Annotated in this window: 12 protein-coding genes; 8 read left to right on the top strand and 4 right to left on the bottom strand. The window is 73.0% G+C overall.

Annotated elements, in window-relative coordinates; all coding sequences use genetic code 11:
• Positions 1–23 precede the first annotated feature (23 nt).
• From RM779_RS19445 to RM779_RS19455, 3 genes are read right to left on the bottom strand one after another with little or no spacing between them, the layout of a single operon-like run.
• Positions 24–995: an ABC transporter permease gene (locus RM779_RS19445; RefSeq protein WP_311619006.1), complete on the bottom strand. Its 972-nt coding sequence runs from the start codon at positions 993–995 to the stop codon at positions 24–26.
• Entirely contained in the window at positions 992–2,539 is a 1,548-nt protein-coding gene (locus RM779_RS19450) for a sugar ABC transporter ATP-binding protein (RefSeq protein ID WP_311619007.1), read from the bottom strand. The genes RM779_RS19445 and RM779_RS19450 overlap by 4 nt, the downstream gene beginning before the upstream one ends.
• Positions 2,539–3,561: a sugar ABC transporter substrate-binding protein gene (locus RM779_RS19455; protein WP_311619008.1), complete on the bottom strand. Its 1,023-nt coding sequence runs from the start codon at positions 3,559–3,561 to the stop codon at positions 2,539–2,541. The genes RM779_RS19450 and RM779_RS19455 overlap by 1 nt, the downstream gene beginning before the upstream one ends.
• Before the next feature lie 172 nt (positions 3,562–3,733).
• Here RM779_RS19455 and RM779_RS19460 point away from each other — a divergent pair, with 172 nt between their 5' ends.
• From RM779_RS19460 to RM779_RS19495, 8 genes are all read left to right on the top strand, one after another.
• On the top strand, positions 3,734–4,639 hold the full coding sequence (locus tag RM779_RS19460; protein WP_077057561.1) for a dihydrodipicolinate synthase family protein: 906 nt from the start codon (positions 3,734–3,736) through the stop codon (positions 4,637–4,639).
• Between the two features lie 107 nt (positions 4,640–4,746).
• Entirely contained in the window at positions 4,747–5,748 is a 1,002-nt protein-coding gene (locus RM779_RS19465) for a proline racemase family protein (RefSeq protein WP_311619009.1), read from the top strand.
• Between the two features lie 94 nt (positions 5,749–5,842).
• Entirely contained in the window at positions 5,843–6,565 is a 723-nt protein-coding gene (locus RM779_RS19470) for a GntR family transcriptional regulator (RefSeq protein ID WP_311619010.1), read from the top strand.
• Complete coding sequence (locus tag RM779_RS19475; RefSeq protein ID WP_311619011.1) at positions 6,562–7,722, top strand: NAD(P)/FAD-dependent oxidoreductase; 1,161 nt, start codon at positions 6,562–6,564, stop codon at positions 7,720–7,722. The genes RM779_RS19470 and RM779_RS19475 overlap by 4 nt, the downstream gene beginning before the upstream one ends.
• Before the next feature lie 6 nt (positions 7,723–7,728).
• On the top strand, positions 7,729–8,097 hold the full coding sequence (locus RM779_RS19480; protein ID WP_311619012.1) for a (2Fe-2S)-binding protein: 369 nt from the start codon (positions 7,729–7,731) through the stop codon (positions 8,095–8,097).
• Positions 8,094–9,707 (top strand): NAD(P)/FAD-dependent oxidoreductase, encoded by a 1,614-nt coding sequence (locus RM779_RS19485; protein WP_311619013.1) that lies wholly within the window; start codon positions 8,094–8,096, stop codon positions 9,705–9,707. Before RM779_RS19480 ends, RM779_RS19485 begins: the two co-directional genes overlap by 4 nt.
• Positions 9,704–11,161 carry an aldehyde dehydrogenase (NADP(+)) gene (locus RM779_RS19490; RefSeq protein ID WP_311619014.1) on the top strand — a complete coding sequence of 486 codons (1,458 nt, stop codon included), beginning with the start codon at positions 9,704–9,706 and terminating at the stop codon, positions 11,159–11,161. The genes RM779_RS19485 and RM779_RS19490 overlap by 4 nt, the downstream gene beginning before the upstream one ends.
• 228 nt (positions 11,162–11,389) lie before the next feature.
• The gene (locus tag RM779_RS19495; RefSeq protein WP_311619015.1) at positions 11,390–13,069 is read left to right on the top strand and encodes a hypothetical protein; all 1,680 of its coding nucleotides are present in this window, start codon (positions 11,390–11,392) and stop codon (positions 13,067–13,069) included.
• 76 nt (positions 13,070–13,145) lie between these two features.
• Here RM779_RS19495 and RM779_RS19500 read toward each other — a convergent pair whose 3' ends face one another.
• Positions 13,146–15,230, bottom strand: a complete 2,085-nt coding sequence (locus RM779_RS19500) for an NB-ARC domain-containing protein (RefSeq protein WP_311619016.1) — start codon at positions 15,228–15,230, stop codon at positions 13,146–13,148.
• Between the last annotated feature and the right edge of the window lie 360 nt (positions 15,231–15,590).

Genomic DNA, 15,590 nt, shown 5'->3' on the forward strand with positions numbered 1-15,590 from the left:
GAGCTGGGCGGAAGCGGGCGGTGCTAACGGGAGCGCCTGCCCACGGCGGCCAGGGCGACCGCGGCGAGGATGATCAGTCCGGTGACCAGATCCTTGAGCTGGGGGTTGAAGTTCATGATGTCGAATCCGTTGCCGACCAGCGCGATGAGGAACACGCCGGCCACCGAGCGCCACACCGCTCCCACACCGCCGTGGATGCTGGTGCCGCCCAGGATGATCGCCGCGATCGCCTGCAACTCCATGCCCGCACCCGCCTGCGGCTGCCCCGAGGAGATGCGGGAGACCGCGATCGCCGCGGCGATGCCCGCGGCGAGTCCGCTGAGCACGAAGACGAGCACCTTGACGCGGTCCACTTTGATGCCGGACAGCTCGGCGGCCTCCGCGTTGCCGCCCGTGGCGAAGACGTGCCGGCCGAAGACCGTTCCCGACAGCAGGAACCACAGCGCGGCGACCACGGCGGCCAGCACCCACACCGGGATGAACACGTCGAGGAAGCTGCCGCGGCCGAAGTCGGCGAAGCCGTCGACGTCGACGGTGATCAGCGCGCCGCCGGTGATCAGCACCGCGAGCGCGGAGTAGACCATCGAGGAGGCCAGGGTGGCCAGGAAGGAGTGGATGCGCAGGGAGGCGACGACCAGGCCGTTGAGCGCCCCGAGCGCCATCCCGATCACCGGCGCGGCGACCAGCGCGAGCAGCGGATTGCCCGTCTCCACGGCGAGCCAGGCGGCGGAGACGCTGGCCACCGCGAAGATACTGGCCGTGGACAGGTCGAAGTTGCCCGAGACGATGACGAACGTGCCGGCCGCCGCGATGATCGCCAGCGGGGCGTTCTGGTTGAGGATGTTGAGGATGTTGTCCGACGTGAAGAACGCGGGGCTGGCGATGGACAGCCACACGATGACGGCCGCCAGCAGGATCAGCACGGCGTGATCCTTGGCCAGCAGCAGTGGTCGCACGGGTGCCTTGCGCTGCGTCTCTGCGGTGGTGGCGGTCACGGTGCTGCTTTCTGATCGGTGTCGAACAGGACGGTGAGGATGCGGTCGATGGTGGTCTCCGCGGGCACGACCTCGTCGATCGTGCGGCCTTCGCGCACCAGGTAGGCGCGGTGGCTCAGGGACATGACCTCCTCGTGTTCCGAGGAGATGAGCAGGACGCCGATGCCCTGCGCGGCGAGCGCGGTGATCAGCTCGTAGATGGCGTACTTGGCTCCGACGTCGACGCCGCGGGTGGGCTCGTCCAGGATGACGAACTCGGGGTCGCCGAGGAGCGACTTGCCGATCAGGGCCTTCTGCTGGTTTCCGCCGGAGAATCCGCGGGTCTCCAGCTCGATCCTGGCGGGGCGCAGCTGGAGCCTGGCGGCCAGCTCGCCGACCGCGGCCCGTTCCCTGCGGCGGCTGATCACGCCCGCGGTGGCAAACCTGCGGGAGTGGGTGAGGGAGATGTTCTCCCGGATGGAGCGCATGAGCACCAGGCCCTGCCCGTGCCTGTCCTCGGGGACCATGGCCAGGCCCGCCGCGATCGACCTCCACGGCCGTGGCCTGGCGTGCGGCTTGCCGCACAGCGTCACACTGCCCGCGGTGAGCCGGTCCGCGCCGTACAGGGCGCGGGCGATCTCCGAGCGCCCGCTGCCGACGAGACCGATCAGGCCGACGATCTCACCGGGGCGCACGGTCAGGGAGGCGTCCACCACGCCCTCGGCGGTGGCCAGGCCCTCGGCTTCGAGCACCGGGGGCGTCCCGGGGGGAACGGGGGCGGCCCGCTCGGGGAAGGTGACCGCGAGGGCGCGGCCGAGCATGCCCTCGATCAGGCTCGTCTTGGTCTCCTCGGCCGCGGCCCCGGTCCGCACCAGGCGGCCGTCCCGCATGATCGTGACCCGGTCGGCGATCTCCAGGACGGCGTCGAGGAAGTGGGAGACGTAGACGACGGTCCTGCCCTGGGCCCGCAGGGTGCGGATCAGCTCGTGCAGCTTCTCCGTCTCGTGGGCGGTGAGGGAGGAGGTGGGCTCGTCCATCACGATGACCTTGGCGTCCCTGGCCAGGGACCGCATGATCTCGACCTTCTGCTGATCGGCAATGCCCAGATCGCGGACCTTGCGGTGCGGCGGCAGACCGAAACGGGCCATCGCGTCGATGCGTTCGAACTCGGTCGTCGTGCCCGGCCGCAGCACGCCCGCCCTGGAGTGCTCGCGGCCCAGGAAGACGTTCTGCACCACGGTCAGCTCGGGGACCAGGGCGAGCTCCTGGGCGATCATGGCGATGCCGTGGCGGCCGGCCCTTGCCGGGTCCCAGCGGCCGATCCCGGCGCCGCCCACCTCCAGCTCGCCCTCGTCCCGCTGGTAGACCCCGGCGATCAGCTTGCCCAGGCTGGACTTGCCCGCGCCGTTCTCCCCGACCAGCGCGTGCACCTCGCCGGGCAGCAGGTCCAGGCTCACCCCGTTCACGGCGTGGGTGCCACCGAACCACTTGGAGAGGCCGCGGGCGGTGACCACGGGGGCCCGCTCGGCGTTCGGCGCCTCGGCTGTTCCCGCTCGTTCCGTCATCAGCCGTTCCACTCCCCGGTGAAGTCCTCTGCCTCGGCCTCGGCCAGCGTTTCCCGGGTGGCGTAGGGCTCCACGCCCTCGGGACCGACGGTGTCGGCGTTCACGACGGTCTCGACGGGCTTGTCCGTCATGGCGTTCGCGAGTTGCTCCATGGCGGCGGCGCCCATGCTGGCGGGAAAGTTGAGGTAGTTGGCCTTCCAGCGGCCCTCGCGGACCGCCTGGACCGCCTCGGTGGTGCCGCCCGCCCCGGTGAGATACACGCTGTCCGGCGCGATGCCGGCGTTCTCCAGCGCCAGCTCGGCGCCCAGCGTCATCTGGTCGGCGCTGCTGAGGATGGCGTCGACGTCACGGTTGGACTGGAGGGTGTTGGATACCGCGCTCAGGGACTGGTAGCGGTCGTAGTTGCCCTCGACGGTGCTGACCACCTCGATGTTCCCGTGCTCGCCGAGCACCCCCTGATAGGCGTCGCGGCGGGCGATGTCGAGCGGCGAGGAGAGGCTGCCCACCAGCAAGGAGACCTTGCAGGGGTCGAGTTCGGCGCAGTAGTCCACCACGTCCTCCGCCTGCCGCGCCGCCGCGTCGCTCGGCGGCACGGCCACGGTGGAGACGACGCCCTCGACCTGCGGTTCCATGTCGTCGACGTCGGGGCCGATGGGGTTGAGCACGGTGATGACGGGAACGGAGTTCGCGAGTGGGAACGCACCGGCGAGACTGGGTCCGTCATGCGGAACGACGATGACACCGTCGTAGCCACCCACGGTTGCGGCCGTCTGGAGCTGCGACAGCTGCGTGGTGGAGTCGAAACCGCCGTCGAGGATCTTGGTGTCCACGGAGATGCCGAGCTCCTCGGCGCCGGACACGACGCCGTCGTAGACGGCCTGGTTGTAGCCGTTCTGGGCGGAGGCCGCGAGCACGGCGACCCGGTACTCGCCGTCCGCGGAGCCGGTATCGGGGGCACAACCCGAGGCCAGGACAGCCACACCGGCGGCAACCGCGAGGACCTTCCCCGGTGCCTGTCTCATTCCAAACCTCCCGGTGGCTCGCTTATGTGGTTCAGTAACATGTCACATGCCGCAAGGTCGAGCAATGGTTCTGCGGGAAGGATTTTCCGGACCGTAAATTTGCTCTTCCCGACTATGCAATGTGACATTTTATTGATACTCCTAGAGCGGCCCGACCTACGAGGAGATCACCATGACCGCTGCACGGCAGCCCTGGCGGGGCGTCCACGTCGCCACCGCGTTCCCCTTCGACGACGACCTCACGGCCGACTTCGACGGCTTCGCCGAGCACGTCGCCTGGCTTGCCGAGCAAGGCTGCGACGGCGTGTGCCCCAACGGCTCGCTCGGCGAGTACCAGAGCCTCAGCGACGCCGAGCGCGCCCGCGTGGTCGAGACCGCCGTCGCCGCGGCGCCCGACGGCTTCACGGTGATGCCGGGCGTCGCCGCCTACGGCGTGCTCCAGTCCCGCCGCTGGATCGAGCAGGCCGCCGAGGCCGGAGCCCAGTCGGTGCTGCTGCTCCCGCCCAACACCTACCGGGCCGACGAGCGCACGGTCCTCGCCCACTACCGCGAGGCGGCCAAGGCCGGTCTGCCGATCGTCGCCTACAACAACCCCTTCGACACCCGCGTCGACCTGTCCCCCGCGTTCCTGGCCGAGCTGCACGCGGAAGGACTGATCGTCGCCGTCAAGGAGTTCACCGGCGATGTCCGCCGCGCGTACGAGATCCGCGAGCTCGCCCCCGAGCTCGACCTGCTGATCGGCGCCGACGACGTCCTGCTCGAACTCGGCCTCGCCGGGGCCGTCGGCTGGATCGCCGGCTACCCCAACGCCCTGCCGAGCGCCAGCATGGAGCTGTACCGGCTGGCCACCTCGGGCGACCCGGCCGACATCGCCCGCGCTCTGACGCTCTACCGTGAGCTCCACGCGCTGCTGCGCTGGGACTCCAAGCCCGAGTTCGTCCAGGCGATCAAGCTCTCGATGGACATAGCCGGCCGCAAGGGCGGCCCCTGCCGGCCGCCGCGCTCGCCGCTGGTCCCCGAGGCCGAGGCCGCCGTGCGCGCCGCCACGGAGGCCGTGCTCGCCGCGGGCCACCGCTGACCGCGGCACGGCGGCGGCGTCAGGCACCATGACACACCGGGACGCCCGCACGCGGGCCGTGGCACGCGGCGGTGCGAGGACGCAGAAGGGACGCTGAAAGGCACGCCATGCGATCGAAGCGCGTTTTCCACTCCGTCGAGAGCCACACCGAGGGCATGCCCACCCGTGTCATCACCGGTGGCGTCGGGACGATCCCCGGCGCCACCATGGCCGAGCGGCGGCAGTGGTTCATCGAGAACAGCGACGAGCTGCGCACGCTGCTGATGTACGAGCCGCGCGGGCACGCCGCGATGAGCGGCGCCATCCTCCAGCCGCCCACCCGCCCCGACGCGGACGCCGGCGTGCTGTTCATCGAGGTCTCCGGGCTGCTGCCGATGTGCGGCCACGGGACCATCGGCGTGGCCACCGTGCTGGTGGAGACCGGCATGGTGGAGGTCACGGAGCCGGTCACCACCATCAGGCTCGACGTCCCCGCGGGCCTGGTCACCGCCGACGTCGAGGTGGTGGACGGCGCCGCGCGTTCGGTGACGATCCGCAACGTGCCGGCGTTCGCCGCCGCCCTCGACCAGCGAGTCGAGGTGCCGGGCCTGGGCAGCGTCGGCTACGACATGGCGTTCGGCGGGAACTTCTACGCCATCGTGCGCCTGGCCGAGCTCGGTCTGCCATTCGAACGGTCGGCCAGGGATGAGCTGCTCGCCGCGGGACTCGCCATCATGCGCGCCATCAACGCCGAGGACCCGCCGCGCCACCCGGAGCGGCCCGACATCCACGGCTGCCACCACGTCTACCTGGAGGCGCCGGGCTCGACCGCCGCGCACTCCCGGCACGCCATGGCCATCCACCCGGGATGGTTCGACCGCTCCCCGTGCGGGACGGGCACCAGCGCCAGGATGGCCCAGCTCCACGCGCGCGGGCTGCTCGGCCTCGACGAGGACTTCGTCAACGAGTCCTTCATCGGCAGCCGGTTCACCGGCCGGCTGGTGGACGAGGCCACGGTCGCCGGACTGCCCGCCGTGGTCCCCACCATCACCGGGCGTGCCTGGATCACCGGCACTTCGCAGTTCCACCTCGACCCGGAGGACCCGTTTCCCGCAGGATTCCTGCTGTAAGCCCGCGCGGCCGGGCCGAGCCGGGGCCGCCGAGAACCGCACACGTACGCCCACGTGCGGCAGAACACGCCGAGTACACGCCCGAGAAGGTGCCATGACCACGTCGAGCCCGTCATCCAACTTCACCGTGCTCAAGAAGCGGGAGAGCCTGCGCGAGACGGTCGCGCACGCCCTGCGCGCGGCGATCGTATCCGGGGAGATGGAGCCGGGCGTGGTCTACTCGGCGCCGATGCTCAGCGCCCGCTTCGGCGTCTCGGCCACGCCCGTGCGCGAGGCGATGCTCGACCTGGCCAGGGAGGGCATGGTCGCCTCCGTGCCGAACAAGGGGTTCCGCGTCACCAAGATCTCCGAGGCGGACCTGGACCACATCACCGAGCTGCGGCTGCTGATCGAGCCGCCCACCATCCGGCGGGTGAGCCCGCTGATCCCCGAGGCCGACTTCGTGCGCCTGCGGCGGCTGGCCGACGAGATCGTGGACTTCGCCGAACGGGCCGATCTGATCCGCTACACGGAGGCCGACCGGCGGTTCCACCTGACGCTGCTCGCGTACAGCGACAATCCCCGGCTGGTGGACACGATCTCCCAGCTCCGCTCGCAGACCAGGCTGCTCGGTCTGGCCTCGCTGGCCGAGAGCGGCGAGCTGCGGGACTCGGCCGAGGAACACCTGCAGCTGATGGACCTGATCCAGGCCGGCGACGGGATCGGCGCCGAGGAGCTGATGCGCCGCCATATCGGGCACGTCCGCGGCAAATGGGCCGGCGGTGCGCGCCCCGACGTGGCCGCCGTGCCCGCCGAGCGGACGGGGAGGGGATCGTGAGGGCCCGCCCCGACCTGGTGGTGATCGGCGCCGGCGTGGTCGGCGCGGCGAGCGCCTACTTCGCGACCCTGGCGGGCCTGCGGGTGCTGGTCGTCGATCGCGGCCACATCGCCGGCGGCACCTCCAGCCGCGGCGAGGGGAACCTGCTGGTCTCCGACAAGGAGGCGGGGCCCGAACTCGACCTGGCGCTGCTGTCCCAGCGGATCTGGCGCGAAGAGCTAGGCGAGTTCGGCCGGCTGTGGGAGTTCGACGACAAGGGCGGCGTCATCGTCGCCGCCACCCAGGCGAGCGCCGAGGCGCTGACCGGGCTCACCGCGGGCCAGCGGGCCTCGGGCGTGACCGCGGTGGACCTGGGCGCGGCCGAGCTGCCCGAGTACGAGCCGTATCTCTCCAGGGCCCTGGTCTCCGGCGCCTACTATCCGCAGGACGCGCAGCTCCAGCCGATGCTCGCCGTGGCCCACCTGCTGCGCCTGGCCCGGCAGCGGGGAGCCGAGGTGCGCACCGGCACCGAGGTCACCGGGCTGCTGCGGGACGGCGAACGGGTCACCGGGGTGCGCACCCGCGACGGGGACGTGGCCGCGGGCGCCGTGCTGAACGCGGCGGGCCCGTGGGGAGGGGAGCTGGCGGCGCTCGCCGGGGTGCGGCTGCCCGTGCTGCCCCGGCGCGGTTTCGTGCTCGTCACCGAGCCGCTGCCGCCGACCGTCAGGCACAAGGTCTACGCGGCCGAGTACGTCGGCGACGTGGCCAGCTCGGACGCGGCGTTGCAGACCTCGCCCGTGGTGGAGGGCACCGAGTCGGGCACGGTCCTGATCGGCGCGAGCAGGGAGCGGGTGGGCTTCGACACCACTCTCTCGCCGCGGGTGCTGCGCGCCCTGGCGGCCAAGGCGATCACCCTGTTCCCCTCCCTGGCCGGTGTCCGCGCGCTGCGCGCCTACTGCGGGTTCAGGCCCTACTGCCCCGATCACCTGCCCGTGATCGGCCCCGACCCCAGGGCGCCCGGGCTGTGGCACGCCTGCGGGCACGAGGGCGCGGGGATCGGCCTGGCCGCGGGCACGGGCTGGCTGCTCGCCCAGGCGCTGACGGGCAGGACGACCGACCTGGGCCTCGCGCCCTTCGCGCCGGAACGTTTCGACTCCGCGATCACGGGAGAGGAGTGAATCCCCATGGCACAGCAGCACGACCGCGGGCACCGGCCCGCCCCCGGCAGCCGAACGAGCCCTGCCGACCTGGCCCTGACCTTCGACGGAACGCCGTTGACCGCGCGCCCGGGGCAGAGCGTGGGCGCCGCGCTCACCGACCACGGCATCAAGTCCTGGCGCGGCACCCGCAAGGAAGGCGCGCCGCGCGGCCTCTTCTGCGGCATCGGCATCTGCTATGACTGCCTGATCACCGTGGACGGCGTGCCGAACCAGCGCGCCTGCCTGGTGCCCGCCCGCGACGGGATGGAGCTGTCGAGCGCCCCGCCTGAGCTGCCGCTGCCGGGCCGGCTCGTTCCCGGGGCCACGGCGGCGGACGGGAGGGAACGGCCGTGACCCGCATCCCCTCCACCTCCACCTCCACCCGGCAGGCTCCCGGGGCCACCGTCTTCGACGCGGCGGTCGTCGGCGCGGGGCCCGCGGGGCTCGCCGCGGCCGTCAGCGCGGCGGCGGCGGGACTGCGCGTGGCCCTGATCGACGCGGCGGCGCAGGCCGGCGGCCAGTTCTGGCGGCACCCGGACGAGCGCGCCGCCGCGGATGCCGCGGATGCCACGGATGCCGCGGATGAGAGTGCGGGGCAGCACGACTGGCGCACCTTCACGCGGCTGCGCGGGGAGCTGGCGCGGCACATCGGCGCCCACCGCGTCCACCATCTGCCGCTCCACCAGGTCTGGACGATCGACAGGGAGGGCGCCGCACCGTTCACCCTCAGGCTCACCCCCGTGCTGCCCGAGGAACGGGGCGCCGCCACGCGGGACGTCGCCGCCCGCGCGCTGATCCTGTGCCCCGGCGGCTACGACCGCCAGCTCCCCGTGCCGGGGTGGACCCTGCCCGGGGTCATGGCGGCCGGCGGCGTCCAAGCCCTGCTCAAGGGGCACAGAACCCTCGCCGGGCGCCGGGCGGTGGTGGCCGGCACGGGCCCCTTCCTGCTGCCCGTCGCCACCGGGCTCGCCGAGGCCGGCGCCCAGGTCCTCGCGGTCTGCGAGGCGGCGCGTCCCACCCGCTGGCTGCGCCATCCCCTCGACGCCTCCCGCGCGCCCGCCAAGGCCCTGGAAGGCGCGGGGTACGCCGCGGCCCTGCTGCGCCACCGGGTGCCCTACCTGACGCGCACCGCCGTCACCCATGTCCACGGCGACGACGAGGTCAACGGCGTCACCCTGGAGCGGATCGACGGCTCGGGCCGGGTCGTCCCCGGCCACGAGCGCAGGCTCGACGCCGACCTCGTCGCCTTCGGCTGGGGCTTCACCCCCTCCCTCGAACTCGTGCTCGCCGTCGGCGCCGGGACCGGGCAGGGCGAGGACGGCTCGCTGGTCGCCACCGTGGACCGGGTGCGGCGCACAGACGTCCCCGGCGTGTACGTCGCCGGCGAGGCGACGGGCGTGGGCGGCGCGGCCAAGGCCGTGGCCGAGGGGGAACTCGCCGGACTGACCGCCGCCGTCGACCAGGGGCGCCCCGCCTCCCGCCGCCGCGGACGCGTCCTGCTCGGGCGGATCGCCAGGGCCGAGGCGTTCGCCTCGGCGATGCACCGCGCCCACCCGGTGCCCGAGCACTGGAACGAGTGGCTCACCCCGCAGACCACCGTCTGCCGCTGCGAGGAGGTCACCGCGGGAGACCTGAGCGCCGCGCAGGACGATCTCGGTGCCGGCGATCCGCGCACGGCCAAGATGCTGGCCAGGCCCGGCATGGGCTGGTGCCAGGGCCGGGTGTGCGGCTTCGCGGCCGCCGGGCTGCTCGCCTCCCGCGCGGGGCGCCCCGCCGAGGAGAGTGATCTGCGCCCGCTCGCCAAACGCCCCCTGGCCGCTCCCGTTCCGCTCGGGGAGCTCGCCGGGCTCACGCTGTCAGAACCCGCACCGCGCCCCGCCGACGACCAGCCGCTTGCCCCGCCAACGGACGCTCCGGAGCACCCACGACCCGGCCCCGATCCCGATCCCGAGGGAGCACCATGACGGACCAGACCACCACCCCCGAGGAGCTTGAGGCGCTGCTCGCCAGGGCAGCAGAGGCCGCCCCCGGCTGGGCCGCCCACAGCCCGGCCGACCGGGCCGACACCCTGACCGCGGTGGCCGACGCCCTCGACGAGCGCGCCGACGAGCTGCTGCCGCTCGCCAAGGAGGAGTCCCGCCTGCCGGACGGCCGCCTGGCGGGCGAGCTGAAGCGGACCACGTTCCAGCTCAGGCTCTTCGCCGAACTCCTGCGCGACGGCGCCTACCTCGACGCTCGTGTCGATCACGCGGACGCCGACTGGCCCATGGGCGCACGCCCCGACATCCGCCGCGTGCTGGTGCCGCTCGGCCCCGTACTCAACTTCGCCGCGGGCAACTTCCCGTTCGCCTTCAGCGTGGCCGGCGGGGACAGCGCCGCCGCGCTCGCCGCCGGCTGCCCCGTGCTGGTCAAGGTCCACCCCGGCCACCCGCGGCTGTCCGCGCGCACCGGCGCCGTCGTCGCCGAGGCGCTGCGGGCCGCCGGCGCCCCCGACGGCGTGCTCGGCCTGATCCACGGCGTGGACCAGGGCGTGACCGCGCTGCGCGACCCGCGCGTGAAGGCGGCCTCCTTCACCGGCTCCATCCCGGGCGGGCGCGCCCTGTTCGACATCGCCTGCTCCCGCCCGGAGCCCATCCCGTTCTACGGGGAGCTGGGCAGCGTCAACCCCACTTTCGTCACACGCGCGGCCGACGCGGCCAGAGCCGAGGAGATCACCGAGGGCTTCGTCGGCTCCTTCACGCTGGGCGCGGGCCAGTTCTGCACCAAGCCGGGCGTCCTCGCGGTGCCCGAGGGCTCCGCGGTCCTGGAGCGGCTGCGTTCCACCACCCTGCCGGGCCCCGCCCCGATGCTCACCTCGCGCTTCGCCGAGAGCTACGCCCGCAGGCTCGGCGAGCTGTCCGGGCACGACGCGGTCGGCCCGCTGACCGTGGGCGAGGACGCCTACGCCGACTCGCCCGCGCCCGCCCTGCTCACCGCAAGCATCGAGGACGTGCTCGCCAACGGGGACGAACTGCTGGCCGAGTGCTTCGGACCCGCCGCCCTGGTCGTGACCTACGCCGAGGAATCCCAGCTGGTGGCCCTGGCGGGGGCGCTCGACGGGCAGCTCACGGCCACCATCGTCGGCGAGGACGACGACGCCGTCGCCCCCGAGCTCGTGCGGCTGCTCGCCGACCGGGCGGGCCGGGTCCTGTGGAACCAGTGGCCCACCGGCGTCTCGGTGACCTACGCCCAGCAGCACGGTGGCCCCTATCCGGCCACCACCGCACCCACCACCACCTCGGTGGGCACCGCCGCCATCTCCCGCTTCCTGCGCCCCGTCGCCTACCAGGGCTTCCCCGAGCACCTGCTGCCCGACGCGCTGAAGGAGGCGAACCCCGAAAGCCTGCCGCGCCTGGTGGACGGCAAGCCGGCGGTGTGATCCACACGCCGGGGCCACCACCGGCTGTGGCCCCGGCCCCGGAAGGCTTTACGGTGAGACAGGCACGGCCGATGCGGCAATAGCAAACAATTGCTATGGGGGAGAAATCATGATAAAGCCGGAAGCCGGAAGCCGGAAGCCGGAAGCCGGAAGCCGGAAGCCGGAAGCCGGAAGCCGGAAGCCGGAAGCCGCGGCGCATGAGCTTATTAGCCTTTTCTGCGGGGCCGCGTGAACGATAGCGGCCCTCCGGCGGACGTTGCCGCGGCGCGCTGGAAAACCTTCGCCACCGAGCGCACGGTCCTGGCGGTGGCCCGGACGGTGACGTCGACCACGCGTCTGCTCGAAGTCCTTCCCGACGTCTTCCGGGGCGACCCGCGCGTCGAGGTGGTCTTCGGCCATGATCGGTCGTCGGCGTTCCACGGCGGCGTCCGGGGGCTGCTGCGCGCGAACGGTGTGCGCGTCATCCCGTGGGAAAGCGCTACGGACGTGGCCTGCCACCTCGTCATCTCCGCCAGCGAGAACGCCCGCTTCGACCGCCTCAAGGCACCCGTCCTCGTCCTGCCGCACGGCGTCGGATTCCAGAAGTTCGTTCCGGACGCCCGCAGTTCCGCGCGGCGGCTCTCGGGGGTCGTGCCGCCTTCGTTGCTGAGCCCCGAACGTTCGTGGTACGCGGTCTCGCATCCTTCGCAGGCCGCCCAGCTCGGCGCCACGCGACCGGAGCTGGCCGACCGGACGCTGCTGGTCGGCGATCCCTGCCACGACCGGCTGCTCGCCAGCCGGTCGCTGCGGGACCGGTACCGGCAGGCCCTGGGCCTTCCGGAGGGGCCCGTTCCGCGGCTGGTCCTGCTGACCTCGACGTGGGGCGGGCAGTCGCTGATCGGGAACGCCCCCCAGTTGCCCCGCCGACTGCTGGCCGAACTGCCGCTGGACGAGTACCGGGTGGCGGCGGTCCTGCATCCGAACGTGTGGTTCGGTCACAGCCCTTGGCAGCTTCGTACGATCCAGCGCGACGCCCTGGACGCGGGGCTCGTCCTCATCCCGCCCTTCGCCGGGTGGCAGGCCGCGTTGACGGCCGCGGACGTGGTGGTCGGGGACCACGGTTCGCTGTCCCTCTACGCGGCGGCGGCCGGAAAGCCGTTGCTGCTGGCCGCCTTCGGCGAGGAGTCGGTGCCCGGCACGGCGATGACCGCGCTCGGGCGGGCCGCGCCCACGCTCGACCACGGCAAAGGGCTGCGCGAGCAGGTCGAGGAAGCGATCGAGCGGCACCGGCCGGAGCGCTACCGCGACGTCGCCGAGCGGGCGTTCCACGGGCCGGGGGAGGCGCTGCCCCGGCTGCGTTCGGCCGTCTATGACCTCATGGAGCTGGCCGAGCCACCCCTGCCGGTCGCGTCCCCGCGCCCGTTCGCGCTGCCGGTGCCCGAGCAGGCGGAGAGCTCCGCGGAAGTGGTCATCACCCGCATGGCGCGGGAGAACGGTACCTGGTCCGTCGAGCTGCGCCGCTATCCCGCGGCGGCGAAGCCCGAACGGCCCGAGTCGGCACAGTGCTTCAGCCACCTGTCGAGCGAGGTGACGGGTCCTGAACGGTCCTGGGCGGAGAGCGCCTCCGTGCTCACCGACACGACGGTGCACGACTCGCCCGGGGAGGCCGAGCGGCGGATCGAGGACGTATTGCGGCGTCATCCGGGCTGCCGGATCGCGGCCGTGACACTGGGCGACGGCGTCCTGCTTGGCTGGCGCGACGGGCGGCGGGCCCGGGCGGGCGCCGCAGGCGGACTGGGGACGGCCCGGCTGGTTTCGGCGGTCGGATACGCCTGCTTCCGAGCGGGCATCCAGCCGGAAGGCGTCTTCCTGCTGCGGGTCGGGAAACGCTCGGCCGACGTGACCCTGCGGTCCTGGCCGACGCCGTAACGGGACTTAGTCCGACCGGGGCTGACCGGGTCGGACCGGGTCCGACCCGGTCCGACCCGGTCGGGTGGGACGGTGCTCAGTCCGGGTCGCCGAGGGCGTCGATGCGCTCGCGCAGGCCCTGTGCTTCAGGGCTGCGCCCGCCCTCCAGGATCTCCAGGGCGCGGCCGAGGTGAACGCGGACCGCGGCCGTGTCGCCCTCCGCCTCGGCGATCTCGGCGAGGCACTCGCGCGCGGGCAGCTCGTAGTGCGCCGCCTCCTCCGCCCTGAGGTCGTCGGCGCCGTCGGCAAGGGCGGCCTTCGCCTCCGCCGTCCGCCCCGTGGCGCGGTGCGCCATGCCCATGGCCACCCGCACCCGGCCGACCATCCGACGCCGGTCGACGGCGCCGGTCTCCTCCTCGGTGAACAGGCGCAGCGCCGAGGCCAGGGTCGACAGCGCGCGTTCCGGCCGGCCGTCGGCGGTCTCCGCACAGCCGGTGAAGAAGTGGGCGAGCGCCACGCCGCGCCGGGAGCCCGCCGCCGCGCTCAGCTCCGCGGCCTGCTGGAAGAGCGTAATGGCCCGCGGCGGGTCCTCGGCCTCCCACGCCCGGCCCTGGAACTCCCGCGCCGACGCCCGCAGCAGCAGATTGTCCGTGGTGTCGGCCTCCGCCACGGCCGTCTCCAACTCAAGGCGCGCACGATCCACTTCGCCAAGGTCCAGCAGCGGACGCGAAAGCAGGCACCGCAGCCGCGCCCGGGCCGCCGCGTTGCCCAGGTCTCCGTCCCGCGAAGCGGCCATGATGCCCAGCTCGGCGGACTCGATCCAGTCGCGGACATCGCGGTGGTGAAGGTAGAGCGCGCTGAGGGCCTCGGCCATCTGCCACGCCTCGGCGAAGAAACCCCGCGCCACCGCGCCGCGCAGCACCGCCAGCGCGTTGGTGCGCTCGGCGCTCAGCCACGCCAGGGCCCGTCGTTTCCCGTCCTCGCCGCTGAACGGGTCATCGGCGCCCGTCGGTACGTGCTCGTGCGAGGAGATCCGCAACCGCTCACCCATCAGGGCACGGTCCGCGCAGGCGATCCACCGCACATAACGGCGCGTCACCCGCCGCGCCAGAGCCGTCTGCTCCGCCGCCGGCTCCTGGGCCGCGAGGCCGACCGCATGCAGCCGCACCAACTCGTGGAAGCGGTAACGGCCGTGGGCGTCCTCGGCGGCGGCGAGCAGGCTGCCGTCGTAGAGGCTGTGCAGGAGCCGCCGCGCGGTGGCCGCGGGGATCTCCGCGATGACGCCCGCCAGTTCGGCGTCGAAAACGTCGCCGGGAAAGAGCGCGAGCCCCCGGTAGAGCCGTTGGCACTCCGGGGGTAAATTCTGGTAGGCCAGCGTCAGGGCAGCGGACATGGTCCGAGTCTCCCCCGTGAAGAAACCCTCAAGCCGACCGCGTTCGTCTTCCAGCTCACTCACCAGATCCGCCAGTGACTGGTCGGGGTGGAGCACGAGCTGGCCGGCGATGACGCCGAGCGCCAGGGGCAGCCCGCCACACCACGAGACCAGCAACTCGGCCGCCGCGCGCTCCTCGTCGATGATCCGCTCGCCGCAGCGGGCCGTCAGCAGGCTGATCGCGTCGGGGGCGCGCAGCGGATCAACCGGCATCGGCCGCGCGCCATGGATGATCAGCTCGGCCAGTCTCCCGTTGCTGACCGCCACGACCACACTGCCCGGAGCCTTGGGGATGAACGGCTCGACCTGCGCGGGCTCGGTCACCTCGTCCACGACCACGAGGACGCGGCCCCCGGCGGTGAGGGAGCGGAAGTCATTGGTCAGGTCCGGCAGGGCGGTCGGCAGAAAGTCCTCGCCGACACCGAGGGAACGGAGACACCCCCGCAGGGCGCCCGAGACGTCCACCCGTCCGGCCTCGTCCCGCCAGCCGGCCAGGTTCACATGAATCTGGCCCCCGGGGAACCGCCCCCGCGCCTCCTCCGCCATGCGGTACGCGAGCGCGCTCTTCCCCACCCCGTGCATCCCACTGAGCACGGCCACGGAAGGCGAGAGCTGCGCCGTTTCGTCGAGCAGCCGACGCCAGTCGGCCAGCGTCCTGGACCTGTCGACCCACCACCGGGTGCTGGACGGTACCTGCGCGGGCGGGCCGAGCGGCGAGCGAACCGCACCCGTGATGATGTCGCCGTGCACGACGCCAGCCTGGACGAGCGCTCCCGCATGGACACCCGACACTTCGTTACGGACGCCCGACGACCGCGGCTCATCGAAGCCGCCACTCGGCTCGCTGCCCATCCCTGCCCCCGTCGCCCACCGCGCCGACCCGGGCCCGTGACCGAGCCCGTCCTGCTTCAACGTCCGCTTCCCCGTTCAGGTTATGCCTTCTCACCTCCCGTGTCTCCCGGGCCCGGAGCAGGCCGCGGCGCAGCCCGGGCCGCACACGGGCAGACGTCTGGCATCCGGGCGCAGCCCGAGGGGGCCGACCAGCCGGGCGTCCGCGGAGGGGGCGGCCGGCTCGGTCGTGGAGACGAACGCGTCGCCGAAAGGAGCCGG

This window comes from Streptomyces johnsoniae (assembly GCF_031845565.1).
GTDB lineage: Bacteria > Actinomycetota > Actinomycetes > Streptomycetales > Streptomycetaceae > Streptomyces > Streptomyces johnsoniae.

Excerpts from the sequence above, each read along its gene's own strand:
- RM779_RS19490 (WP_311619014.1), top strand. The coding sequence starts at position 9,704 with ATGACGGACCAGACCACCACCCCCGAGGAGCTTGAGGCGCTGCTCGCC.
- RM779_RS19465 (WP_311619009.1), top strand. The coding sequence starts at position 4,747 with ATGCGATCGAAGCGCGTTTTCCACTCCGTCGAGAGCCACACCGAGGGC.
- RM779_RS19455 (WP_311619008.1), bottom strand. The coding sequence starts at position 3,561 with ATGAGACAGGCACCGGGGAAGGTCCTCGCGGTTGCCGCCGGTGTGGCT.
- RM779_RS19450 (WP_311619007.1), bottom strand. The coding sequence starts at position 2,539 with ATGACGGAACGAGCGGGAACAGCCGAGGCGCCGAACGCCGAGCGGGCC.
- RM779_RS19480 (WP_311619012.1), top strand. The coding sequence starts at position 7,729 with ATGGCACAGCAGCACGACCGCGGGCACCGGCCCGCCCCCGGCAGCCGA.
- RM779_RS19460 (WP_077057561.1), top strand. The coding sequence starts at position 3,734 with ATGACCGCTGCACGGCAGCCCTGGCGGGGCGTCCACGTCGCCACCGCG.
- RM779_RS19470 (WP_311619010.1), top strand. The coding sequence starts at position 5,843 with ATGACCACGTCGAGCCCGTCATCCAACTTCACCGTGCTCAAGAAGCGG.